This window comes from Bacillus sp. CCNWLW194 (assembly GCF_037120585.1).
GTDB classification, from domain to species: Bacteria; Bacillota; Bacilli; order Bacillales; family Bacillaceae_G; genus Bacillus_A; species Bacillus_A basilensis.
Genome location: NZ_JBBBBL010000006.1, coordinates 249,575 through 274,888, shown reverse-complemented (window position 1 = coordinate 274,888; position 25,314 = coordinate 249,575). Strand labels below are relative to the sequence as shown.

The 25,314-nt window shown below is 33.2% G+C and carries 26 protein-coding genes; 18 read left to right on the top strand and 8 right to left on the bottom strand.

What is annotated here, in order from left to right:
• Positions 1-69 precede the first annotated feature (69 nt).
• From V7S50_RS16265 to V7S50_RS16250, 4 genes are all read left to right on the top strand, one after another.
• Positions 70-1,587 carry a glycosyltransferase family 2 protein gene (locus V7S50_RS16265; RefSeq protein ID WP_242252797.1) on the top strand — a complete coding sequence of 506 codons (1,518 nt, stop codon included), beginning with the start codon at positions 70-72 and terminating at the stop codon, positions 1,585-1,587.
• Between the two features lie 52 nt (positions 1,588-1,639).
• Positions 1,640-3,952: a glycosyltransferase gene (locus tag V7S50_RS16260; RefSeq protein ID WP_252209278.1), complete on the top strand. Its 2,313-nt coding sequence runs from the start codon at positions 1,640-1,642 to the stop codon at positions 3,950-3,952.
• A gap of 306 nt (positions 3,953-4,258) precedes the next feature.
• Positions 4,259-4,459 (top strand): hypothetical protein, encoded by a 201-nt coding sequence (locus V7S50_RS16255; protein WP_309258976.1) that lies wholly within the window; start codon positions 4,259-4,261, stop codon positions 4,457-4,459.
• Between the two features lie 110 nt (positions 4,460-4,569).
• Complete coding sequence (locus tag V7S50_RS16250; RefSeq protein ID WP_242252799.1) at positions 4,570-4,812, top strand: hypothetical protein; 243 nt, start codon at positions 4,570-4,572, stop codon at positions 4,810-4,812.
• A 143-nt stretch (positions 4,813-4,955) separates the two neighbouring features.
• On the opposite strand, the gene V7S50_RS16245 is transcribed toward V7S50_RS16250, so the two are convergent.
• Both V7S50_RS16245 and V7S50_RS16240 read right to left on the bottom strand, forming a co-directional pair.
• Positions 4,956-6,452 carry a glycosyltransferase family 2 protein gene (locus tag V7S50_RS16245; RefSeq protein ID WP_242252801.1) on the bottom strand — a complete coding sequence of 499 codons (1,497 nt, stop codon included), beginning with the start codon at positions 6,450-6,452 and terminating at the stop codon, positions 4,956-4,958.
• 84 nt (positions 6,453-6,536) lie between these two features.
• Entirely contained in the window at positions 6,537-6,797 is a 261-nt protein-coding gene (locus V7S50_RS16240) for a hypothetical protein (protein ID WP_242252804.1), read from the bottom strand.
• 403 nt (positions 6,798-7,200) lie between these two features.
• Between V7S50_RS16240 and V7S50_RS16235 the strand changes: the two genes are divergently transcribed.
• The gene (locus tag V7S50_RS16235) at positions 7,201-8,658 is read left to right on the top strand and encodes an MFS transporter (protein WP_242252805.1); all 1,458 of its coding nucleotides are present in this window, start codon (positions 7,201-7,203) and stop codon (positions 8,656-8,658) included.
• A gap of 56 nt (positions 8,659-8,714) precedes the next feature.
• On the opposite strand, the gene V7S50_RS16230 is transcribed toward V7S50_RS16235, so the two are convergent.
• From V7S50_RS16230 to V7S50_RS16220, 3 genes are read right to left on the bottom strand one after another with little or no spacing between them, the layout of a single operon-like run.
• Positions 8,715-9,827 (bottom strand): DUF4018 domain-containing protein, encoded by a 1,113-nt coding sequence (locus tag V7S50_RS16230; protein ID WP_242252807.1) that lies wholly within the window; start codon positions 9,825-9,827, stop codon positions 8,715-8,717.
• Positions 9,802-10,965 (bottom strand): DUF58 domain-containing protein, encoded by a 1,164-nt coding sequence (locus V7S50_RS16225; protein WP_242252809.1) that lies wholly within the window; start codon positions 10,963-10,965, stop codon positions 9,802-9,804. Before V7S50_RS16225 ends, V7S50_RS16230 begins: the two co-directional genes overlap by 26 nt.
• Positions 10,962-11,891 (bottom strand): AAA family ATPase, encoded by a 930-nt coding sequence (locus tag V7S50_RS16220; protein WP_242253100.1) that lies wholly within the window; start codon positions 11,889-11,891, stop codon positions 10,962-10,964. The genes V7S50_RS16225 and V7S50_RS16220 overlap by 4 nt, the downstream gene beginning before the upstream one ends.
• A gap of 206 nt (positions 11,892-12,097) precedes the next feature.
• Between V7S50_RS16220 and V7S50_RS16215 the strand changes: the two genes are divergently transcribed.
• Together V7S50_RS16215 and V7S50_RS16210 are read left to right on the top strand one after the other, a co-directional pair.
• The gene (locus tag V7S50_RS16215; RefSeq protein ID WP_001092644.1) at positions 12,098-12,415 is read left to right on the top strand and encodes a PadR family transcriptional regulator; all 318 of its coding nucleotides are present in this window, start codon (positions 12,098-12,100) and stop codon (positions 12,413-12,415) included.
• Between the two features lie 7 nt (positions 12,416-12,422).
• Positions 12,423-12,959, top strand: coding sequence for a DUF2812 domain-containing protein (locus V7S50_RS16210; RefSeq protein WP_242252812.1), 537 nt, complete (start codon positions 12,423-12,425; stop codon positions 12,957-12,959).
• 325 nt (positions 12,960-13,284) lie between these two features.
• On the opposite strand, the gene V7S50_RS16205 is transcribed toward V7S50_RS16210, so the two are convergent.
• Entirely contained in the window at positions 13,285-13,533 is a 249-nt protein-coding gene (locus tag V7S50_RS16205; protein WP_242252813.1) for a DNA alkylation repair protein, read from the bottom strand.
• 283 nt (positions 13,534-13,816) lie between these two features.
• Here V7S50_RS16205 and V7S50_RS16200 point away from each other — a divergent pair, with 283 nt between their 5' ends.
• The 9 genes from V7S50_RS16200 (at position 13,817) to V7S50_RS16160 (ending at position 19,723) form a co-directional block, all read left to right on the top strand.
• On the top strand, positions 13,817-14,200 hold the full coding sequence (locus V7S50_RS16200) for a VOC family protein (protein WP_242252814.1): 384 nt from the start codon (positions 13,817-13,819) through the stop codon (positions 14,198-14,200).
• Between the two features lie 14 nt (positions 14,201-14,214).
• Complete coding sequence (locus V7S50_RS16195; protein ID WP_242252815.1) at positions 14,215-14,757, top strand: GNAT family N-acetyltransferase; 543 nt, start codon at positions 14,215-14,217, stop codon at positions 14,755-14,757.
• Complete coding sequence (locus tag V7S50_RS16190) at positions 14,757-15,338, top strand: kinase (protein ID WP_242252816.1); 582 nt, start codon at positions 14,757-14,759, stop codon at positions 15,336-15,338. The genes V7S50_RS16195 and V7S50_RS16190 overlap by 1 nt, the downstream gene beginning before the upstream one ends.
• A gap of 23 nt (positions 15,339-15,361) precedes the next feature.
• Positions 15,362-15,913 (top strand): HAD-IA family hydrolase, encoded by a 552-nt coding sequence (locus V7S50_RS16185; RefSeq protein ID WP_242252817.1) that lies wholly within the window; start codon positions 15,362-15,364, stop codon positions 15,911-15,913.
• 184 nt (positions 15,914-16,097) lie between these two features.
• A complete protein-coding gene (locus tag V7S50_RS16180; protein WP_242252818.1) occupies positions 16,098-16,832 on the top strand; it encodes a LytR/AlgR family response regulator transcription factor in 735 nt (244 codons plus the stop codon).
• Positions 16,832-18,148: a GHKL domain-containing protein gene (locus V7S50_RS16175; protein WP_242252819.1), complete on the top strand. Its 1,317-nt coding sequence runs from the start codon at positions 16,832-16,834 to the stop codon at positions 18,146-18,148. The genes V7S50_RS16180 and V7S50_RS16175 overlap by 1 nt, the downstream gene beginning before the upstream one ends.
• A gap of 89 nt (positions 18,149-18,237) precedes the next feature.
• Positions 18,238-18,921: a YhfC family glutamic-type intramembrane protease gene (locus tag V7S50_RS16170; RefSeq protein WP_242252820.1), complete on the top strand. Its 684-nt coding sequence runs from the start codon at positions 18,238-18,240 to the stop codon at positions 18,919-18,921.
• On the top strand, positions 18,918-19,304 hold the full coding sequence (locus V7S50_RS16165; RefSeq protein ID WP_242252822.1) for a DUF3887 domain-containing protein: 387 nt from the start codon (positions 18,918-18,920) through the stop codon (positions 19,302-19,304). The genes V7S50_RS16170 and V7S50_RS16165 overlap by 4 nt, the downstream gene beginning before the upstream one ends.
• Positions 19,305-19,411: 107 nt before the next feature.
• The gene (locus V7S50_RS16160; RefSeq protein ID WP_063225329.1) at positions 19,412-19,723 is read left to right on the top strand and encodes a hypothetical protein; all 312 of its coding nucleotides are present in this window, start codon (positions 19,412-19,414) and stop codon (positions 19,721-19,723) included.
• A gap of 40 nt (positions 19,724-19,763) precedes the next feature.
• On the opposite strand, the gene V7S50_RS16155 is transcribed toward V7S50_RS16160, so the two are convergent.
• Both V7S50_RS16155 and V7S50_RS16150 read right to left on the bottom strand, forming a co-directional pair.
• Positions 19,764-19,979 (bottom strand): helix-turn-helix domain-containing protein, encoded by a 216-nt coding sequence (locus tag V7S50_RS16155; protein WP_000974619.1) that lies wholly within the window; start codon positions 19,977-19,979, stop codon positions 19,764-19,766.
• 10 nt (positions 19,980-19,989) lie between these two features.
• Positions 19,990-20,472, bottom strand: coding sequence for a DUF2975 domain-containing protein (locus V7S50_RS16150; protein WP_063225330.1), 483 nt, complete (start codon positions 20,470-20,472; stop codon positions 19,990-19,992).
• Between the two features lie 284 nt (positions 20,473-20,756).
• On the opposite strand from V7S50_RS16150, the gene V7S50_RS16145 reads away from it, so the two are divergent.
• On the top strand, positions 20,757-22,430 hold the full coding sequence (locus V7S50_RS16145) for an alkaline phosphatase (protein WP_242252824.1): 1,674 nt from the start codon (positions 20,757-20,759) through the stop codon (positions 22,428-22,430).
• Between the two features lie 258 nt (positions 22,431-22,688).
• Positions 22,689-25,073: an immune inhibitor A domain-containing protein gene (locus V7S50_RS16140; protein ID WP_242252826.1), complete on the top strand. Its 2,385-nt coding sequence runs from the start codon at positions 22,689-22,691 to the stop codon at positions 25,071-25,073.
• Positions 25,074-25,314 lie beyond the last annotated feature (241 nt).

Genomic DNA, 25,314 nt, shown 5'->3' with positions numbered 1-25,314 from the left:
ATACTTAATATTTTAAGTTCATATGAATGATGGTTCATGCCACATAATGTGTAAAAAAGGGGGATTGTAATGAAATCGTTAACGGTTATTATTTCGTATAATGATCGAGAGCAACTAGTAGAAGATTTAATTAACGCAGCATGGAAACTAAAACCAATTGAAATTATAATTTTAGCCCCTAATGATAAAAGTAAATTGTATGAAATAGCAACGAAATATAGATGTCATAGTGTTTTAATGAACAAATATAGTGCGCATTATCAAGGATATGATGCTTGTATAAAGGCAGCAAAAGGAGATATTTTATTATTTTTAGATGGCAATTTTTCATTATCCACAAATGAAATGCAGAGATTTATTGAGCCAATTGTTACAAATCAGGCCGATGTAGTTTTAAATAAAATAGATAAATTGATAGAAGTAGGTAAATGTCCAAATATGGATATTGTATGGAGAAAAATGTTAAATGAAATCTTAAGACGACCAGATTTAAAAAGCAATTCAATACTTTCATTGCCATATGCGCTTACGAAGGAAGTGGTGGAAAATATCGGCTTTGATTATATGGAAGATATCGTTTTATCTCATATGAAGATTGTGAATCAAGGCTGGCGGATTAACGATCAATATGCAATTAATACATTATCTAAAGATGAGACTATAGAGGAAGAAGGATATTTAATAAAAAAAGAGTTATCAAAAAATGAAAAAGAGAAAGTAGAAAGATATTTAAGTGGTATATCTAAATGGATAGAGAAAAAAGGAAGAAGAGTAGGGTTTACTGATGCAGGAAAAAGAAGGGATATTATTCAAAAGCTAGGTGAATCCAAGCAATACCCTTCCTATCATCAAGGATGGGGAATGTATTCTTCAATTTATGACGGGAAGCAACTTTCTGTTATTATACCGGTGCAAAATGAAGAAGAAACTATAGAACAAGTAATACTTGAGGCAAGAAAAATAGAACCGCTAGAAATAATTGTCGTTGTAAATGGTTCAACAGATCATACAGCTGACATAGCTAAAAGACTTGGTGCCACTATTATTAAATATAACGAACGACTTGGTCATAATGTTGGACGTGCTATTGGGGCGCTTGAAGCTACAGGAGATATTCTCTTATTTATTGATGGTGATTTTAGTGTTTCAGGAAGTGATTTGCATCACTTTACAAAAGCAGTTTTAGATGGCGTAGACATAGCGTTAAATGATTTGAATCCAATGCTCAATCCGCCTTTTTATGTTGTGGATATTGTAAAATATATGCTTAATTTAGCATATGGTCGTCCAGAATTAAGTAATGGCTCATTAGTAGCTATTCCACATGCAATGAGTAAATCATGCTTAGATGCAATAGGATGGGAAACTTTACTATGTCCTAGTCTTGCACAAGTAAAAGCTATATTACAAGGGTATAGGGTAGAATGTGTCCATTATGTTGATGTTGTAAAACCGAATAGAATTCGTTTAAAGGAAAATGTAAGTCAAAATGGACATCCTCCAGCAGTATTAAGAATAATTGGTGATCATGTTGAAGCGCTCTCTTACTTGATAGAACAACTCGAAATGGATGGAAAGGGTGATTAAACTGTTAGACCAGTATAAAATAATTAACATTCCATATGAACAATTATGGCAAATGGATTTTCAAACTTCGGAGCCATTTATACTCAAGGTTGATTGGGATAAAGTAACGTATGAATTTTTAATTCGTATTAAGCCCAATGCTGATAACACAATTGTTTTTGGATCCGGAGCAGGTGGGTTTCAAGAACAGCCAATTGGTCCACCTATTTTTCATCGACATTCTTGGATGGATGAATTTGAAGATACTGTTATATATTATAATGACCCTACTTTATATCTTGGAAAATTATCTTTAGGTTGGGGACAGGGGGAGTTAAATAGATTTTATTTACAAGATATAGCTAATATTCTAGAAATATTATTTATAAAGTTAAAAGTTGATTCAAAAAATGTCTTGTTTTATGGAAGTTCTGGGGGAGGATTTATGTCTTTAATTTTAGCTGGATTTGTTAAAGGTTCCACAGCTTTCATTAATAATCCGCAAACAAATTTAATAAAATGGATACCTGTACCGGTAAATCTAGTTTTCGATTTATCTTATCCAGGTTTATCAAGAGAAGAAGTTGAAGAGAAATTTGGAGAAAGAATTAATGTTGTGAAATTTTTTAATCACATTAAATATGTACCAAATATTTATTTTTTGCAAAATTTCGCGTGTGAATTTGATGTACAAAATCATTTATTACCTTTTATTTCTGAATTAGAGCAACTTGATAAAGACACGAAAGTAAATCAAATTATAATAGACTTATATTTTGATAAAAAAGCAGGGCATGCAGCTGTAGGGAAGAGTGAAACAATTGAATATATAAAAAAAGTAAAGCCTAATCAGACTGTGAAAGAAGAACAAAAAGAAGTGGACCTATCAGTCGTTATAGTTTTAGGAGAAGAAAAATCGAAGTTGAATCAGATTTTAAATAAATTGCAGCATATAAAACCACTAGAAATTATTATTGTAGCTGATGACAGAATGAGTGCTATACAATCTATACCAACATTTGTTGAAAGTAACGTTGTTGTGATTGAGGAGAAAAGTAAATGGAAAGCACCAGTTCATGGGGCAAAAATCACCAATGGTGATGTAGTCTTATTTTTAAATGGAGAAGATGTTATTTTTTCGGTAGAATTAGAACGATTTATAGAACCGCTACTAAAAAAGGAACAGGATGTAATTTTGAATAACATAGACTCTGTCTGTTTTGAAAAGATGAGAGTAGAATGGCCAAGCATTGCTATGGTGTATAGAAAAATAGTAAACGATGTATTGGGACGTATGGATTTAAAATATGATTCGATGTTATCTATGCCATATGCTATTACTAAAAAAGCAATTGAAGACATTGGATATGATATCTTGCAGAACCCTATTCTATCCCAAGTAACTCTTATTCAGAAAGGGTGGCGAGTACACACTTCTTCAGCAATTACTAAAACCTCTTTAAATGTAAATCAAACCTCTTTCTATAGAGATAAACTAACTAAATTAGAAGTACGTGAGATTAATGAGAATGTAAAAGTTTTAGAGAGTTGGTTACAAGGAAAAGATGATAGAGGTAATTATACAGATGGAGGAAGAAAAAGAGAAGTTATAGAGCAACTAAAAAAACAAAAGAATTATTCACTTTTTCATAAAGGATGGGGAATGAATTCCTCTATTTATAATGGAAAACAGTTATCAATTATAATACCAGCACAAAATGAAGAAGCAACGATTAATGAAGTTATTCTTGAGGCAAGAAAAATTGAACCGAAAGAAATAATTGTTGTAATTAATGGATCAACAGATCAAACAGAAGCAATTGCTAAGCAATTAGGAGCTACAGTAATTGTTTATCAAGAAACATTAGGGCATGATGTAGGACGGGCAATTGGTGCGCAAGAAGCCACAGGGGATATACTTCTCTTTATTGATGCTGATTTTGCTATTCCAGCAAAAGATCTTCATCCATTAACGAAGGCTGTTGCAGATGGGGGTGATATGGCTTTAAACGATTTAAATTTAAATCTTAGATTTCCTCTATATATTGTAAATTTATATAAATATATGTTGAATATTGCTTGTAAGCGTAAAGATTTAGGAGTGGGATCCACAATTGCTGTTCCTCATGCTATTAGTAGAAAATGTTTAGAGGGAATCGGCTGGGATACACTTCACACATCGTGTGTTGCGCAAGTAAAGGCAATATTAAAAGGATATAAAGTCGAATGTGTCCATTTTGTAGATGTAATGAAACCAAACCGTATTCGGCCACAAGAGCATTTTGCAACGATAGGGCATCCACCAGCTGTATTGAGAATTACTGGGGATCATTTAGAAGGACTTTCATATCTATTGAAGAATAGGGATTTTAAAGATTTATTTTAAAAGGTAAATTTGTCTATTGCATGAGTAACGTAAACATTTCATTTAAGCAACTTGACGATATTTAGTATTGCAATGAAACTAAAATCAAAAATTTATATTATTTTTAGCTCAGGTACAAATGAAGTGCATTTTTCACTGACTAATAGTAAATGAGAAAGTAACAAAAAGGTAAAGGCTTCTTTATATACATGAAGAAGCTTTTATCTTTTTTTATTTTAAGTATGAAAAGTAAAGAGTGAATAAAGCTGTAACGATATTTTTATTTCTGTATAAATTGATATTAAATATAAGAAAGGAGAGAATATCTTGTCTTGCATCAATAAAAGTTGTTTTAATATTTGTTTAGAAACTAAAGTCAATCCAAATGGTGGAGCAGAAATATTCGTAAGATGCAATGATGAATGTTCATCTAATTTTAATGTAATACCATTTATTGCATGTGTTTCTATTTTAGTAAAGGATGATTTGAGTTTTTTATTTGATTTAGATAGTTTAATAAAACGTTAATTTTCAATGAAACTAAGAGTGAAATAACATCTAATTTATAAAATTTCGTAAGAGAGTCGTGTCCGAATTTAATTAACTGCATATATTGTTAAAAGAAAGGAGGGAGAGTTATGGCATGTACTACGAATAATGTTTGTTTTGATGTATGCCTTAAAATTACAATTACCCCTAGTAGTGGAATTGACGCTGTAGTGGATTGTGGGGGTGCATGTGGGACAAGTCCTACAATTGTAATTAGTCCTAGTGGATCAATTGTAATTACTTTACCATTAGTTGCATGTTTCTCAATTACACTAAATGATGATTTAAGTGTTGCATCTTCATTAACAAGCCTCTCTTTTCAAACTTCTTAAGAAAAATACAGAAATGAAAAGCCTGCCTTCTACTTTTCTTTTGAATTGATGTAAAGATAAAAAAGATGGTTACAAACCATCTTTTTTATTTTGCTATATATTTAAAATGAATTCATATATTATTTGGTGGTAAGGATATACAATTAAAAGTATTCAGTGTTTCTTTTTTGTTCGATGAGGTAAGAAATTGCTTCTATATGATCACCAATAATTTGCTGTGTTGCTAATGAAAGGTAGCCTTCCTGTGAGAAGTGTTTTTCTGGTCGAACTCGATTTATCTTGTCAACATCGACAGAATGGACTTTTTGTACATGCAAGCCTGATAAAATTGTTTTAACTTGACTTAAGGTTGGTGAAATAAGTGAATCAAACCCAATTGTATCAATGCATTTTCGACTAAAAGCATGAGGGACAGCAATTGTGGATCCCATACCTAAATTTTTTCGATTACATGCTAAGTTGACAGCATACTTACATGCAGTCACGATAGAATAAGGAAGACGATACATGTAGTAATGCTCTAATTTATTTAAAGCTAAATCGGTTCCATCTTGAACAGATTGTACAAATGGTAATAAATCAGAACTAGGAATTAAGAAATCACCATCAATAAATAATAATATATCACCTTTTGCAAAATATGCACCAACGGCACGTCCGGTATCAATGCCGAGAGCTTCTTTGTAAGTAATAACTGTTGCACCGCAATTCTTCGCCAATTCCTCTGTTTTATCTGTTGATCCATTAACAATAATGATGATTTCTAAAGGTTTTAATTTCTGCACCTCAAAAATGATAGATTCTATCGTTTTTTCTTCATTTTGAACAGGGATGATGATAGATAATTGTTTATTTCCATAAGTATTCGAATAAAACTCTTTACCTGTAATTAATTTGGGTATAGCTCTTTGTTCGCCGTTTTGAAGTTCTAAAATAATATCCCGCCTTCGATTATTATCAGTATAGTTTCCTCTTGGATCTTGTAATATATTTACCCAATTTCCAATCGCTTCTAGGTGGTAACGAATGAGTTGTTTTGAGGGGAAGGAGGGGATTTGCGGTATAGAAATTTTAAAATGATTGCTAATCCGAAATTTATTTTTAATAATTTTCATTTGTGCCAATATCGGATTTAATAAACTTTCTGGAGTAATGGCTTCAAGAATTTCTTTTGTTATTGCATAGGGAGGAAATAATAATGAGTTAACATTTAAATCTGGACGATGAAAAAAATGATTCGTGACTTGCTGCCAAATCATTTCTATAGTGGGCTTTTGCTTTTGATAAAAAAAATCATCTAAATTGTTTAATACTACGTCAGCTGATTCGTCTAGTAATGGTTGAAGAAATTGTATAAGTAAGGAAGGGTGGAGAATGTAATTTGCATCTAAAAATAAGAGGTACTTACCCTTTGCTTTTTTGGCACCAATTACATAACAATTATTTGATTCTGTCGGTTCGTCTAGTGTGATAATTTTACAATTGTAAGATTGTGCAATATCAATGGAATCATCAATATATCCATTAATAGTAAGAATAATTTCTAAAGGCTGTAGTTGTTCACATGCTTTCAAAATTTCAGGTAAAACTCTTATGTTATGCTGTATAGAAATAATAATAGAAATCGGATTTTTACGCATAAGTAGTCTCCTTTTTAATCAGAGGTAGTTGTTAATAAGATTAGATAAAATAGGAGATATATATTTTAGATATATACGTAACGACTATTTAGTTTTATCAGACTCAGAATTTTCATTACCTGAATTAGAACCTTTATTTATTCCTGAAGCGAGTAAATTATTAAGAACGCTAAGGTCTAATTGCAAAGGGATTGAGTTTTCGGATGTATTTTTTTCATTTCCTTTTTTGGTAGTTAATATGTTTTTTATATTTTTAATTTCTTTAAATTGTTTTAAGGTAATGAAAAATACAGAAATAATTAAAAGAAAAGAAACAGTAGTAAGTAACAATATTATTTCCAACATAAAATAGCCTCCTTTAAACCTATAATAATATTATAGGTGAATGTAATAAGACGAAATTCGAGCTAATGAGTTCACTTTTTAAATATATGCAAATCTTTAGTAAAAGTTACTGATTTCTAGGTTAGAGGAAGCAATTATAGAAACGTTATAAATATAAATAAATTAAAGTTTCATTTGTAGTGTAAAGGTATACATTATATAAGCTAAACGTCATTTTATAACAAATTAAACAGGATGTAATTTTATATAAAAATAGCATTTAATTGGACAAATAATTAATTATGTGAAATAATAATAACAGATAAGGAGACATTGCTTTTCCTTAAGTGCTTCGAATTAATTTTATTCAATAAGAGAAGGTGTGCTTAAAGAAGTTAAATTAAATAAGGAGCTGTTTTATTATATGCAAGAAAATAATGATTTAAATTTTGAACCTCAAGACGTTAATATTGTCAATCCTAAACAAGCCAGGAAAGCAGTAGTTGCTACTGGTATAGGGAATGCAATGGAGTGGTTTGACTTCGGATTATACGCGTATTTAGCGGTAATTTTAAGTCAATTATTCTTCTCAGGTGTTGATAATAGTGGATTGCAACTTGTACTTACATTCGGTACATTTGCAGTAGCCTTTCTCGTTCGACCAATCGGAGGTGTATTCTTTGGTAGAATAGGAGATAAGTACGGCCGAAAAATCGTGTTAAGTACTACTATTATTTTAATGGCACTTTCTACATTATTCATCGCATTACTACCAACCTATGAACAAATTGGTGTGTGGGCACCAATACTACTTTTAGTTGCCCGAATGATTCAAGGCTTCTCTACAGGCGGCGAATATTCAGGTGCAATGGTTTATATCGCAGAATCTTCTCCAGATAAAAAGCGTGGTATACTCGGTAGTGGTCTTGAAATTGGAACACTCTCAGGTTACATTGCTGCATCGGTAATTGTTACCATTTTGACGTTATTGTTAACAGATGAGCAAATGCTCAGCTGGGGCTGGCGTATTCCTTTCTTAATTGCTGCACCAATTGGTTTGGTCGGTTTATACTTACGCCGTCATTTAGATGAATCTCCCATCTTTGAAGAGATGGAAAAAGCACAAGAGGAATCTGAAGACAATGAACAATTTTCATTTATGGATATTATTAAATATCACAAAAAAGACTTCTTATTAAGCACAGTAATTGTCGCCTTCTTTAATATTACAAATTATATGATTCTTTCGTATATTCCTTCTTATCTAACTCAAGTACTTAAAGTCAAAGAAACAACTGGCTTATTAATTATTTCTATTACGATGGCACTTATGATTCCACTAGCACTATATTTCGGTAAATTAAGTGATAAAATTGGTAATAAACGCGTCGTGCAAATTGGTTTACTTGGTTTAACTGTATTTGCAATTCCAGCATTTTTACTAATAGGTAACGGGCATATTGCAGCTATATTTGCAGGTATTTTCGTATTAGGTTTCTTCCTAAGTGTATATGAAGGAACATTACCTTCATTATTACCATCACTCTTTTTCACTGATGTACGTTATCGAGCACTTTCGATCTCATTTAATATTTCTGTATCGATATTCGGTGGCACAACACCACTTGTATGTTCCTATTTAGTTCATGCAACCGGTAACCCGCTTGCACCGGCATTTTATTTAACAGGTGTAAGTGTTATTGGATTAGTTGTATTTAGTATACTATTCGTTACAACATCAGGACGTGCGCTAAAAGGTTCATATCCTACAGTAGAAACGAAGAAAGAAGCACACCAAATCGCTAAAGAAGACCCTGAAGAAACACTTTGGTGGCATGAAGAGTCATTAGAGATTGAAGCAGGAAAAAACGCCTCAATTTAAAAAGTAACGTAGAAGTATAAAAAGACTCCTATAAAAATAGGAGTCTTTTTATTGTGTTACTTCTTCCTTTTCTTTAAACTCTTCTGATACATATAAAGCTTATGAATCTCTTCCTTAAATTCATGCAAAAGTACGGTGTTTTCCTCATTAGAATAACGCACTGTATTATAAGCATTTATAATAATATGACTCTCAATATTTACATCTTCTTCACTATTTATTCTTTCTAACCAGGCCTCAACAGTTTCTCCACGCTTTCTATTTAAAGGAGGAGTTAACTTACTCTCAAGCTTGAAAATTTCTTTTCGAATTTCGTTATATGGTGGCTTGTTGCGTTTAAATCGGCTTTGGGTTATACCTTCTTTATCGGTAATGATAGTAGATTCGAAGGCAGGCATATTTGGTAAACTTAAATGTTTTCGTTTTTTTACTATTTTCCAAACGACATAAATAGCAATGGCTGCACAGGCTATTATGGTCATGCTATTTATAAGGGTTGGATCAAAATCAGGAGGTTTTTCTCCGTTTTTTTCAATTTGAGGTTTTAAGAGATGCCCTTTACTTGCCCAAACCCCTTCAGTATCTTTTAATTCAGCTGCTATGAGAAATGGATTTATAACATAACCAATCCCTAATGCGACTACTTCTATAATAAAACTAAAAATAAGACGAATAAAAGGAAACACTTGAACGATTATTATACTCATTACACCAATTGTAATGATTGAAGTGAAACGTAATAACTGTTGATTCCGATTTGCCCCGGTTAACCAAAATGTAATCATAATGTGTATAACTAATAGTAACAGTTTCCATAACGGTGGAAAAGGCGCATAAAATATAGCCGAAATACCAAACCATATAATGCCGCCTAACGATTTTTGAACTGGATACCCAGGTCCGACTACGTGTACGATAAAGAAGAAAAGCGGTAATATAATTGTGCCAAATAGAGAGAAAGGGAGAAAGATAGAACAACCGATTATTTGAGTCATTAACAGAATGATAAAACCTGTCGTTTTTTTCTTCATGAATTTATGGATTAGAAATACACCAATATAGCCTGTTGCTAAAAATATAGCAACAGCAATTAACTCGTCCCTTTCAGTTAATAACGAAAGGAGGAGCAGCAGAATAAAGTCATTAACGTGATAGAGCCAAGTTTTCAAGCTTTTCCACCATCCCTTCGTTATTTATGAGAAACGTAGGTTGCGATAGAAGAGAGAGGTCATTCTTTTGCAAGCCAATGTAAATCATTGTAGACGATCGTTCTCCTTTTCTATTTGTATAATGGAGAAATCCTTGTTTCGGAATTAATGTGCTATCGTCTGAAATACGTGCCAATTCTTCTAAAGCTTTTGCGTAATGTGTTTGTCCTTCATTTAATGGTAAGTGCAGAGGACCACCTTCTGCTAATACACTAATAAATAATTCAAACGGTATTTGATGTTTCGTTGCGTATTGGCAAATGTATGTTGTAAATGAAATAAGATCTTCTATATTATCTTTCCAACCAAACCCGCGATCAGCAGCTAAAGAAAGACAAATCGTCCAACTATAATTTTTTACAGGTTCATATTGCTTTGCCTGTAACTCCTGCATTTTAGCAGAGGCTTTCCAATGAATTGAACGGAAAGATTCACGTTCATATCGTTTAACACCGATAATAGATGTTTCATCATTATAAAAAGAAAAATTCGTTCGATAAGAACCATTTAAAAGTTGCTGAAGTTCTTGCAAACCTGCCACTTTTTTAGGTGATGGATACACAATAATTTCAGTTCTTAATTTATCAAATACAGGTAGATATACAGATAATAAATGAAAAGGATCTTTTAAGACACATTCGAATTGTTCTATTTGGAACACACCACGCTTCGTTGCGGTTAATGTCAAATCCCATTTTTGTGCTGAGTATGCAGGTTGTGAAAATGGGAAAGAGAATAGCGTTTTTGATATTTGATCAATCCCTTGATCTTTATGCGGTAGTAGGGACGGGTCTAAATGAAAATAACAAAAACCATTAACGAGTGGTATATTTGCTCCATTTTTTAAATGAATAAAAAACTGTCCAGATTCATTAGGGAAAAGCCGAGTTGTTTGTTTCTCATTTATAATTTGAAATTTTTTCTCAACGTAAGCGACATATTTATAAATGAAAATTGCAAATAAATAATAGAAGAAAAAGAAAAACATAATGATTCGTTGCGGCATAAAAAAAGTAAATAGTATAGCGCCTGGTACAGTTAGTTGAATAATATGAAGTTGAAAAAATAAAGGTACTGTTACAACGCGCTGTCCATTCATGTTTGTTCAATCTCCACTGGTACGTCAACCTCTTTTAAAATCCTTTGCATGATTTCATTTTTTGTCGTGCGTAATGCGCCTTCCATTGATAAGACGATACGGTGATTCCAAACAGAAGGAACTAAAAATTGTATATCTTCTGGTGTGCAATATTCTCTCCCACCTAAAAAGGCGAATGCCTGAGCTGCACGCACTAAAGCAAGTGTAGCACGTGGACTTACACCGTTAGCGATATAATCATGATTTCTTGTAGCATGAGCAAGTTTAATAATGTAATGTTCTACCGGTTCTGATACGAAAATTTCTTTTACTCGTTTCTGTGATTCTAATATATCTTCTAAAGATATAACAGGGGTGACACTTTCTAATGGTGTATCGTTACGAAAACGTCGCATCATTTGTAACTCATCTTCTGGGGCCGGATAACCGATTGAAATCGTCATTAAAAAGCGATCAAGCTGTGCATCTGGAAGAGGGAAAGTTCCTTGTGATTCAATTGGGTTTTGCGTCGCAATAACAAAAAATGGTTTCGGAAGTGAAGTCGATTGTTTTTCAAGCGTCACTTGTCGTTCTTCCATCGCTTCTAACAGACTGGATTGTGTTCTAGGCATTGCGCGGTTAATTTCATCTGCTAGTAAAATGTTTGTCATAACTGGTCCAATTCTTAACTCGAATTCGCTGGTTTTAGGATTGAAGTATTCAATACCTGTTACATCACTTGGAAGTACATCCGGTGTAAATTGGACGCGAGAAAAATTACCACTAATACTTTTTGAAATGGTTTTCGCCAGTAACGTTTTCCCCGTACCAGGCACATCTTCGAGCAGTACATGTCCATCAGCAAGCAATGAAACGAGTAATAGATCAATAACATTTTCTTTACCGATAAAAACAGATCCTATGTTTTCTTTCAATTTATGTATCATATGTATCATTCCTTTCAAAATATAAACGGATATTTCTATATTTTAACAAATTATTCAGAAAATTTATATGATTTTTTAATTCAAAGAAATAAATATCTGGTTATTAAATTATAATATTGCATATTTTGGAATATAAATATATAATATCGGTATACGATGTATCGCTTGTCGATATATCAACAAGCGATGTATTGGAGGTGGTTATAATGAATACGAAAGCGAGAAAATACATTCCTTTAACTGAGGCAACATATTACATACTGTTATCACTAGTGAAACCAATGCACGGCTATGGAATTATGCAAATGGTAGAAGAGATGACAAATGGAGAAGTAAAGCTCGGTCCTGGAACTTTATACGGGAATACGACGAAATTATTAAAAGAGAAATTAATTGTGGAAGTTGCTTCTACAGATAGAAAGAAGTGTTATGAGTTAACCCCACTTGGTAGAGAAGTGTTAGAGCTAGAGTATAACAGGTTGCAGAGATCTGTAAGGAATGGAAATAGTATATTAGGGGAGTGAATGGAAGATGGAGACTAAAAAGGTATTCAAATTTTTTACGGCATGGAATTTAGAAAAAGAAGAAGCTTTTTTACGAAAGATGCATCAACAAGGTTGGGGATTACAAAAATATAATTTAATGTATACGTTTCAGAAAACAGAGCCAAAAGATGTAATATACAAAGCTGATTTTAGATTGGTTTATAGAGATTCGAAAGAACAACAACAAGAGTATTTCGAAATATACGAAATGTCAGGTTGGAAACGCGTAACAAGTTTCACAAGATGGAATTATTTTTGTAAAGAAGTAGAAGAGGTAAATGAATTGCCTGATATTTACTCTGAAAAGGAGACGAGGATACAAAAACTAAATGAATTATTACTATTTCTTGTTATTATATCAGCAAGTATATTACTATCAATGTATAACCTATTTTTAAGCCCGATGGAATCAAGAGTGCCAATTTGGGCGAAAGCTATAACCGGTCTTACAGGTTGTATGTGGATGTACTTCTTTATAAGACTCACTTGGAAAATCAAGAAATTAAAAAGTGAAATATTATAATAAAGAGTGGAGTATAAAAGAAGTTGATGAGGAGAAATGCCAGAATCAACTTCTTTTGTCTCTATATAAACATAATTTGTTCACTCTTTTTTATATAATAAAAATCTATATGAAGGTACAAAATTAATAGTTACAAAACCAATCCCAATCCCAATCCCCAAAAATAATAAATGAAGAAAAAAAGATTCATATTGAGGATCAAAAAATAAAAGATCACTAAAAAGGTGTGGGGTGTGATTTATAATAAGGAAGAAAAACGTTTTTTTATTAACATATTAAACGAAAAAACCCCCTATAGAAAATTGGTAGGGGGTAATAAAAGTGTTTAAGAAAAAGACTGGCTTTGAGCAGGTTTAATAAATTGCTCTGGATTTTCAACAAGCCCACATACAGCACATTGGACACGGTATGTAGGTCCTTGATAAGCCATATGAAAAGCATTTATCGTTTCATTTGTGTATTCTTCTTCTACTTGACCAGTTTGTGGATTTAATTTGACTGGTTTTACTTGTTGCTCAAGAATATTAAAGCGGGTACGGTTCGTTTTACAGCTTGGACATAGCATTGGTTCCATATGTATACACCTCCATTTGTAGCATTTCTTAAACCCCTTAATTTTATGCAAGTGAAAAAACTTTCTCAATATAAATAGGTATTTAATGTATTTAAAATTCAGAAAAAATAAAATATAATAAGGGTACGAACTGGTTATGTCCAAACCAAATCTCCTGTTTTATGCCAATAAGCTGGGAGGCCGAGAAATCGGCCTCATTTTTTTGTGCTCGTTACTATAGGAAACAAGGTTTTTATGAGACTTTTGTCGAAATTTTAGGGATGGATATAAAGGGGGATGTAAAATGAATTTAAAAATGAAGTACATCATTTTATACGTAGAAAAGTTTGAAGAATGTTTAAGGTTTTATAAAGATATTTTACAGTTACCTATAAAAGAAGAGCATGGTACATATATTGAATTTAATACTGGATCTACAATATTAGCGATGAACACGCGGCAAGATGTGAAATCATTAACTGGACTACCACTTACAGAAGGAGAGTTACAATCTTCTCATTTCGAATTAGGATTCGTTGTTGAGAATGTACAAGAAACGATTGAGCAATTTAGAGAGCAAGGTATTAAGATTTTAGTTGAGCCAATTGTAAAACCGTGGGGACAAACAATTGCATACATTACCGATCCGGATGGGAATTATATTGAAATTTGCAGTTCATTAGAATAGAAGGAGAAAAAGAGATGGGGTTTCCGAAACTAGAAACAGAACGTTTACAATTAAGAGAACTTACACTGTTAGATGCCGAAACGATGTTCCATTATTTTTCAAAAGAATCTGTTATACGTTATTTCGGAATGGATTCTTTCGAAAATATTGAGCAAGCGAAAACAACGATTCAAACGTTTAAAAATCGTTATGAAGAGGGAAGTGTATTTCGATGGGGAATAGAGAAAAAGGGGACGGGTCAATTAATCGGAACGTGCGGATTTCATTTAATTAATCATCATCATAAGCGAGCTGAAATTGGCTATGAATTAGATGATACATATTGGGGACAAGGATATGCAACTGAAGCGTTACAAGCAATTTTAGGTTACGGATTTGAAACGTTGCAACTTATAAGAATTGCTGCTGTTGTATATGTAGAAAATAAAGCTTCTCAAAAATTATTAAGTAAAGCAGGTTTTCAAGAAGAAGGATTACTTCGAAAACATATGATTCAAAATGGAGTTGCTCATGATACGATTTTATATTCTTTATTAAAAGAAGAGTGGAAAAAGTAATGAGTACACATGAGCTTATAAATATTATGAAGAAGCATAAAGAAAATAGGTTCATTCTAGGTATTGATGGACTAAGTCGATCGGGTAAAACAACATTTGTAACAAACTTAAAAGAAAATATGAAACAAGAAAGTATTCCGTTTCATATTTTTCATATTGATGATCATATAGTAGAGCGTAATAAACGATATCATACTGGCTATGAAGAATGGTATGAGTATTATTATTTACAATGGGATATTGAGTGGATCCGTCAGAAGTTTTTTCAAAAGTTACAATATGAAACAAAATTGAAATTACAGTTCTATTATGATGACACAGATACATGTGAAATGAAAAAAGTACCGATTCCCATAGTAGGCGTAATTATAATTGAAGGTGTTTTTCTACAGCGAAAAGAATGGAGAGATTTTTTTCACTATATGGTGTATTTGGATTGTCCAAGAGAGACACGTTTTCTTCGGGAGAGTCCGGAAACGCAGAAAAACCTTTCAAAGTTTGAGAATAGGTATTGGAAGGCAGAGGATTATTACTTAGAAACGGAATCGCCGAAGGATAGGGCGGATTTAATCATCAAATGATTTAAAAATAGAAGGTGAACATAATGAATATTTTATGGGATTTTGATGGTACATTATTTGATACGTATCCAGTTTATACAAGGATTATTTCTCAAGTTTTAGGAGAGGAAATAAGTGAAGAAGAAATCTATACAAATTTAAAGGTTTCATTTTCTCACACAATTGATTACTATGAAATATCTAAAAACCAATTAAGTGAAATTGATGTATTAGAGAGTCGAATTATTATAGAAGATATAAAACCATTTGAAAAAGTGGAAGAGGTTTTAAAGTTTGCTGATAAAAATGTAATTATGACTCATAAAGATAGAGCGGGGGTATTATCTATATTAAATCATTACGGCTGGGAGAAATACTTCATCGACATGGTTACAATTGACGATGGTTTCCCCCGAAAACCGAACGCTTTATCTTATGATCATTTGCATAAAAAGCACAATATTGATTTAGTTATTGGGGATAGAGAATTAGATTTATTGCCTGCAAAAGAGTTAGGTATTTCAACATGCATGTTTCAAGGGAGTTGTGATGTAGCGGATTATTCTTTAGCACATTACTCGGAGTTTTTTAGGTAGTGAGTAATAAATTTATAAATAGTTAGAACAAAACCTCAGCTTTTTGCTTGAAAAGTTGAGGTTTTTCTATGATTTAGCAAATTAATTATTTTAATTCTTGGGAAGGAGATTAGTATAACAATTTGAATTATATAGTTATAGATAAATCTATAGATGAAAAGATTTCAATAAAGCGAGTGATCACATGAGTATTTTCATTTTAGAAGATGATGTCATACAAGCGCAGCAAATGAAGCGGCTAGTTGAAGAGATTTGTGAGAAATATAGGTTGCCTTTTGATTTTATCGAGGTAACTAGTAAAAGTGAAAACATTATTACTAATATTCCAAAGGCGAAGTATGTCCCAATCTATTTTTTAGATATAGAGATAAAAAGAGAAGAGCGAAAAGGGTTACACGTGGCGCAAGAAATACGTAAGTATGATACGCAAGGAATTATTGTGTTTGTAACAACGCATTCTGAATTTGCACCTATTTCATATCAATACATGGTATCAGCTTTAACTTTTATTGATAAAGGGTTGCCATACGAGGAGAGGTGTAAAGTTTTTGAACAATGTTTACTCCAATATGAAGCGAGAAATAAGCATATTATTCCGTCCGATGACTTTATCGTTGAAAATAGTAATGCCACTGTGCGGGTTCCTTTTCATGAAGTTGAATATGTTATGACTGATGAACCGCACCGTTTAGCATTAGTGACGTTAGATCGAATCGTTTATTTTTATGGAACTTTAAAGGAAATTGAAATGATAGATGAACGTTTATTTCGTTGTCATCAATCATATATCGTGAATACGAAGCAAATGTCTTCTTACGATGCGAAGCAAAAAATGATAGTTTTAAAAAGTGGAAAACGTATTCCGGTATCGCGTCGTTTAGTGAGTAAGGTACGTAACATGTTAAAGGGTGAGATGTAATGTATATTTATGATTTATTTGCAATACTGCTTACTAGTATGTGTCATACGTTTTTATACATACAATTAATCCGGTACAACAGATTGTCAGTTAGAATGTTAATAGCTTTAAGTGCGGTATTCATTTTTTTACTTGCTATAGTCGTAACAGTAACGAGATATCCAGAGTTGAATAGTACGATTGTGTTATTTTTAATAAGTTTAGGATTAATGCAAAATGAATTAAAATTTAAGCATAATTTATATTTTGCACTAGTGAGTATGGTGATTATAACGTTAGTGAAAATGTTGCTTTTCGATTTAGGAATGAAAATCTTTATGTTAACGCCATTCAATTTATATTTATGGACAGGTAGCATGATTCATCTTATCGTATCAATCCTTACTTTTATCGGTATTTTAGTAGCGCGTAAAAGAATTCAAAAAATCGCTCAATATATAGTAGGTAGTCCGTTATACTATGTAACTTATATATTATTAATTATCGGATTTGTTATTGAACTAATTATAACTCAGCCATCAACTAATTTTTTAGCACAATTAAATCAACAATACAGTGAAGTAAGTTATATTTCAGCGATTATTATATTTTTATTATTACTAATCATTGTGCTTATAAGCTCACACTTATCGAAAGAAAAGTTACGAGAAGAGCATGAAAAACGTTTGGATAAAGAGTTATTAGATTATGTGGAGAAATTAGAGGATATGCATGATGAGCTTGCTAGTTTCCGTCATGATTATATGAATGTATTACTATCGTTAGAAGAGGGAATACGTACAAAAAATGTGAAAGAAATTGAGCAAGTGTACTACGATGTTATTGCTCCCACATTAAAAACAATAAATAATCATGAACTTGATATCGCAAAATTATCTCGCATACAAATTCCTGAAGTAAGAAGCGTATTAAGAGCAAAAGTTAGCACTGCCCAGCAGCAACAAATAAAAGTAATGCTTGATATACCGGAGAACATTGAAAGTGTTTCGATGACGATTATTTCATTTATTCGTATCATTTCAGTTTTAGTAGATAATGCAATTGAAGAAGCAGTACATAGTGAGGAAAAGATATTGCAAATTGCATTCTTTGAAATGGATTTACGACAATATTTTATCGTGCGTAATAGTTCGAAGAGTGAAGCGATTGATTTGCAAAAAATTTATGAGAAAAACCATTCAAGTAAAGAAGGGGCTAGAGGGTACGGGCTATTTTCGTTAAAACGGATCATAAATAAAACAAATAATGCGACGTTAGAAACAACTTATGTAAGTCCTTATTTCACACAAACATTTATATTAAATGAGATGAAATGACCATCTATGATGAAAATGAAACCGAATAAGAAATAACTACATACTTTCTTCACTCGATTTTATACACTTTAAGTAAGAGGTGAAGCAAGATGAATGGTCTTATTTTTACAACAATGATTAGCTTTGGTTTCCCGCTTATAGCACTTTTATATGCTTTTTGGAAGAAACGCTATATTCCATATATGTTAGGTATATTGGCTTTTGTTGTATCACAAATATTGATTCGCATACCAATACTGAATTATTTAAATGGAACTAGCACAGAATTTCAAATGTTTTCTGTTATGCAGCCTATACTATTTGCAGTTTTGCTTAGTATATCAGCTGGAATTTTTGAAGAGATAGCTCGTTTTATCGCAATGCGTTATTTTATGAAGCAACGAGATTGGCAGTCTGGTTTTTTATTTGGAGCAGGGCATGGTGGTATTGAGGCGGTGTTGATAGTCGGTATCCCGGTAATATCCCTATTATTATCACAAACAGTCATCCAAAATGTTGACAGCTATTATTTCGGCGGTATCGAGCGTATTTTTGCGATGATATTGCATGTTGGGCTTTCCTTCATTGTATTGCAAGCTGTCGTCCAAAAGAAATTTTGTTATGTTGTATATGCAATTCTCATCCATGGGGCTGTAAATGCATTGGCTAGTATTATCTCGCTATATGTAACAGGGAAAAGCGGGATCATTATGTCAGAAGTTTCAATAGCAATTTGTGCTTTACTCGTTTTTAGTTATAGTTTCATTTTAAAAAGAAAGGGTGTATTAAAATGAGAAGAATGTTACTTATTATTATAAGTGCAATCGCGGCGTTCGCGCTTGCAGCATGTACCGGTAATAAAGTAGATGAAAGTACATCAAAAAAATTTATTCCGAAGGCGGAAGAAATTGTATCATTATTAAATGAAACAAAGTATAAAGAAGTGCATGAAAAATTTGATAGTAAAATGAAAGCTGGATTACCAGAAGAAAAAATGAAAGATCTTACACCTGTAATTGAGAAAGCTGGTACGTTCGAAAAAATTGAGAAACAATCGATTGAAGAAAAAGATGGATTATATACTGTTATTCTTGTAGCGAAGTATAGTAAGGAACAACGTACCTTTATCATTACTTATAATGATAAAGAAGAAATAGCAGGTTTATTTATTAAATAAAAAAGAGATACAGTGGAAGTTCCCGCTGTATCTCTTTTTTATATTAACCAAATTATGGTTAATTGTGCTAATATGAACTCATAGTTATATAGAAGGGGTGGGTTAAGATGAAAACCGAAATAATTCCTAAAAAGAAGTACAGTATAATAAGCTATATATCATTACTTATAGGAATTTTATGTTTTCTGTTCGTTTTTATAACGCCAACAAGGATAGCGAATGCAGGTAATATAGTGGGGGATTATATTACAGTTGCCCTCACAGTTGTAGGTATCATACTTTCTATCATTACAATGACGAAAAAAACAGAGAAGAAGGGGATTGCTTTTCTTTCATTCATACTGTCCTCATCATTTTTTATATTTTGGATTATCGCAATTATCTTATTGTTTACTGGTCAAATTAGTTTTGCGCCGTAATGTGCAATAAAAAGAGTCCTTCTTGTATGAAGGACTCTTTTTATTCAGTATCTTCAGGTTGATATTCTAAAATATCCCCAGGTTGGCATTCTAATGCTTTACAAATGGCTTCTAAAGTTGAAAAACGAACTGCTTTTGCTTTTCCGTTTTTCAAAATAGAAAGGTTAGCCATTGTAATTCCAACCTTCTCCGAAAGCTCTGTTACACTCATTTTTCTTTTCGCTAACATTACATCAATATTAATAATAATTGCCATATTATTCACCTCAGACCGTTAAATCATTTTCTGATTTTATATCTATAGCATCTTTTAATAGTCTTTGGAGAACGGCAGCAAAGACCGCGATTACCATTGAAGCAAAAATCATAATCATTCCGATAATAATAATGCCAGGGGCATCATCTCTCTCTGCCACAAGATAGAAAAGTGGCATACCTAATACATATAATACACTAATTGCTAGTGCACTGTACTTAATATTTTTTAAAGCTGTAACAGACAACTCTGAGAATGCGTTGTTTTTGTCAATATAGTTTAAAAGCTTAAATGTTTGATACAGCGCAAAATAATATGGTATTGCTGTTGCGTATAAGTTGATAAATACAAGATATTTAATATATGCAATATCAGGATATAGTTCTGCAGCGAAATTTCCTATTTTAGGGACTAAAAAAATGCACATAGCAAGAACAGGGATACCCATTAGAATCACAGCTGTCTTTAAGAAGAGTGTTGATCCTTGTTTCATAAAAAGCACCTCATTTATTTAATATCTTATTAATTTACCATGAAATTTATTGTTTAACAATAAATTTTTATTTATTTTGATTGGCGATTTGTTGTTAAACAAGTTAATAATGAAAAATCTTCTATATAAGATAGATGAACTATACCGACATTAAATGAATGAGAAAGTTACTACTGTTAGCTTTATAAGAATTGGGAATTAATAAAGCATATATAGGTAGTGAAAAGTAAAGGGAAATCAGAACTTTGTATGTAAATGAATGTGAAACTAATGGAGGCGCAATAATGTCGGAATTGGGTTTAAAGATGAAGAAGTTACTGTTAGTAGGAACAATCACACTAAGTATGTTAGGTACTGAAAGTATGATGAATTATCATACGGTGGAAGCTAAAGAGAAAAAAGCAGAACGACAACCGAAAAATGTAATCATGATGGTTATGGACGGAACGAGTTCTTCAGCAACCACATTAGCTCGCATGTATAAAGGGAAACCACTTGTATTAGATGAAATTGTAACAGGAGGAGTTCATACATATTCGGCGGAATCAGCTATAACAGACTCAGCCCCGGCAGCAACAGCTTTAGCGACGGGGAATAAATCGAATTCAGGATATGTAGGTGTATTACCTTCTATTATGAGTTTACCTGGCCTAAAACCAATAAAAGAAGAGGATAAGTTACGGCCAGTTGCCAACGTTTTAGAAGGTGCCAAACGTACTGGTCGCGCAACTGGAATTGTTGCTACAGCTGAAATTCAGCATGCTACTCCGGCCGGATTTTCTGCTCATCATGTCAATCGAAAGCGTTTTGACATAATTGCGGAGCAGCAAGTGTATCAAAATATAGATGTCGTATTAGGCGGGGGAAAAGCGGCACTGCTACCTATAAAAAATAGTGGAATCCGAAAAGATGGAGAAGATTTAGTAAAAGTAATTCAAAATAAAGGATATGACTTTGTTGAAACGAAAGAGGCATTATTGAAATCCAAATCTAATAAAATTTGGGGTTCTTTTTCACATAATGCCTTAGCTTTCGATATGGATCGTGAAGAAACAAATCCGGAGCAACCAACACTTTCACAAATGACGGAAAAAGCGATTCAAACGTTATCAAAAGATAAAGATGGCTTCTTTTTATTTATAGAGGGAAGTAAGCCAGACTGGGCAGCTCATGTGAATGATCCAATTGGGATGATTAGTGATGTATTAGCATTTGATGGAGCGGTAGCAAAAGCGTTGCAATTTGCAAAAAATGATGGGAATACACTGCTCATCGCTTTAACTGACCATGGTAACAGCGGTATTTCTATTGGGAATATGAATACGACGAAAGGATATAATACTACGCCGGTCTCTGCATACATTGATCCATTGAAAAAATCGAAAATGACACTTGAGGGGACTATAAATAATTTGAAATCTGATTTATCAAATGTAGCAGATGTAGCTAAATTATACGGTTTGGATAATTTAACTTATGATGAAAAAGAAAGAGTAAAAGTAGCAAAAAAGAAATCGGATGTAGGTCCAATACTTACTACATTATTGGCCAATCGTGCGAACATAGGCTTCACAACAGGAGGCCATACAGGTGAGGATGTGTTTTTATATTCTTACGGTCCTAAAAAGCCATACGGTTTGATTCAAAACACGGACATTGGGAAGACGATGGCGAAAGCAATGGGTTTTAACTTAGAAGAAATAACAAACAAATTATTTGTAGAGAGTGAATCAGCTTTTAAGCGAAAAGGGGCAACAGTAACAATAGATAAAACCGATGCAGTAAATTCCGTGCTCATAGTAAAACGTAATAATGTAACAGCTCAATTATTTATTAACAAAAATATAATTCGTATTAAGAATAAAGATTATGAATTAGGTAGTGTTGTTGTAGAAAGCAATGGCAAGTTCTATGTACCAGAAGAAGCAACCCGTTTATTCATAAAGCATTCTCATTAAAAAATGTCAATTCCTTAGTTAGTACTTAGGAATTGGCTTTTTTTGTGTAGATGAGATTTCACTCGAACAAAAGAGGAAAGAGGAACAAAAATTCTAGAGTGGACTTCCTGTAAATTTACTTATTTTATTTTTTTCAGCCTACAAAAAATATTTCTCAACATTTTAGCGCTTTAAAAAGATTGAATATTCGCATTATAACGAATATTATGTTGCTATCGGCAAAAAACGATAATTTGCAACCATCGGGGAGGAAACACATTGAATAAGAATAAGAAGTTAAAACCTGTATTAGTTTTAGCATCAGCAGCAGTGCTAAGTAGTACGTTTGCTTTTGGAAGTCATGCAGCGTATGCTGAGACGCCATCATCTCCACCAATTGATGAGCATTTAATACCAGAGGAGCGTTTGGCAGAAGCGCTGAAGCAACGGGGAGTAATTGATCAATCTGCATCACAAGCTGAGACATCAAAGGCTGTCGAAAAATATGTTGAGAAAAAGAAAGGGGAAAACCCTGGAAAAGAAATCTTGACCGGAGATAATCTTACGCAAGAAGCTTCAGATTTTATGAAAAAAGTAAAAGATACAAAAATGAAGGAAAATGAACAGGCGCAGCAGCCCGAATTAGGATCGATAACTGGACAAGGTGTAGGATTGAACCCAGGAAAATTAAATGGAAAAGTACCTACTACACCAGCGAAACAAGCTGAGTACAATGGAGCTGTTCGAAAAGATGAAGTACTTGTTTTACTCGTAGAATTTAGCGATTTTAAGCATAATAATATTGATCAAGAACCAGGTTATATGTATTCTAAAGACTTTAATCGTGAACATTATCAAAAAATGTTATTTGGTGATGAGCCATTTACCTTATTTGATGGATCGAAGATTAATACATTTAAACAGTATTATGAAGAACAATCTGGCGGAAGCTATACAGTTGATGGAACTGTAACGGAATGGCTTACTGTTCCAGGAAAAGCGTCAGATTATGGTGCGGATGCCGGAACTGGTCATGATAACAAAGGTCCCCTAGGCCCGAAGGATTTTGTAAAAGAAGCATTAAAAGCAGCTGTAGCAAAAGGTATCAATTTAGCAGACTATGACCAATTTGATCAATACGATCAAGATGGTGATGGAAATAAAAACGAGCCAGATGGAATTATTGACCACTTAATGGTTGTACATGCTGGCGTGGGCCAAGAGGCTGGCGGCGGTAAATTGAAAGATGATGCAATTTGGTCTCATCGTTCAAAACTAGGATCGAAGCCATATGCGATTGATGGTACAAAATCTTCTGTTTCAAATTGGGGCGGAAAGATGGCTGCATACGATTATACAATTGAGCCTGAAGACGGAGCGGTTGGTGTGTTTGCACATGAGTACGGTCATGATTTAGGCTTACCAGATGAGTATGATACAAAGTACTCAGGGCAAGGTGAACCAGTTGAATCATGGTCCCTTATGAGCGGCGGTAGCTGGGCTGGAAAAATTGCAGGAACAGAGCCAACAAGTTTCTCACCACAAAATAAAGAGTTTTTCCAAAAGAATATGAAGGGGAACTGGGCGAATATCGTTGAGGTAGATTATGATAAACTTCGTACTGGAGTCGGTACTGCAACATATCTAGATCAAAGTGTTACAAAATCTAAACGACCAGGAATCGTTCGTGTTAACTTGCCAGACAAAGATATAAAAAATATCGAATCAGCATTTGGTAAGAAGTTTTATTACAGCACTAAAGGAAATGACATTCATACAACACTTGAGACACCAGTATTTGACTTAACGACTGCAACGGATGCTAAGTTTGATTATAAGACATTTTATGAACTGGAAGCAAAGTATGATTTCCTTGACGTAAATGCGATTACAGAAGATGGAACGAAGACACGTATCGATCGAATGGGCGAAAAAGATGTAAAAGGTGGTATAGATACAACGGATGGTAAGTGGGTTGGTAAATCATACGATTTAAGTCAATTCAAAGGAAAGAAAGTAAAACTGCAATTTGAGTATGTAACAGATATTGCAGTAGCTTATAAAGGATTTGCGTTAGACAATGCAGCATTAACTGTAGATGGAAAAGTTGTTTTCTCTGATGATGCAGAAGGCCAGCCAGCAATGACGTTAAAAGGATTTACTGTGTCTAACGGATTGGAACAGAAAAAACATAACTACTATATCGAATGGCGTAATTACGCTGGGTCTGATACTGCATTACAATATGCACGTGGTCCAGTATTTAATGCAGGAATGGTTGTATGGTATGCGGATCAAAGCTTTACAGATAACTGGGTAGGCGTTCATCCAGGCGAAGGATTCCTTGGAGTAGTAGATTCTCATCCAGAGGCAATCGTAGGAACATTAAACGGACAACCTACTGTGAAGAGCAGTACCCGTTATCAAATTGCCGATGCGGCATTCTCATTTGATCAAACGCCAGCATGGAAAGTAAATTCGCCAACTCGCGGTATCTTTGACTATAAAGGATTACCAGGCGTTTCGAAATTTGATGATTCTAAGCAGTATATCAACAGTGTTATTCCAGATGCAGGACGTAAGTTGCCGAAACTAGGATTGAAGTTTGAAGTAGTAGGTCAAGCTGAAGATAAGTCAGCAGGTGCAGTTTGGATCCATCGATAAAATAAAATGAAATGAAGAGGAGCTGCCATAAGCCGGTGAAACTGACTTATGGCAGCTCTTTTCTGCTTGTAAAAAAGTTCGCTGTTTTAATTGTAAAGACTGGAAATTTATTTGATAAATGAAATGCTTCAACTGTCCAATTATAGCGCTATTTTGGGCGTAAGTAATTTGTAAGTATTGAGTAAGAAAAAAGAGATTTTTATAGTATATAATATTTATTACATCTACTTTTAACACCTAC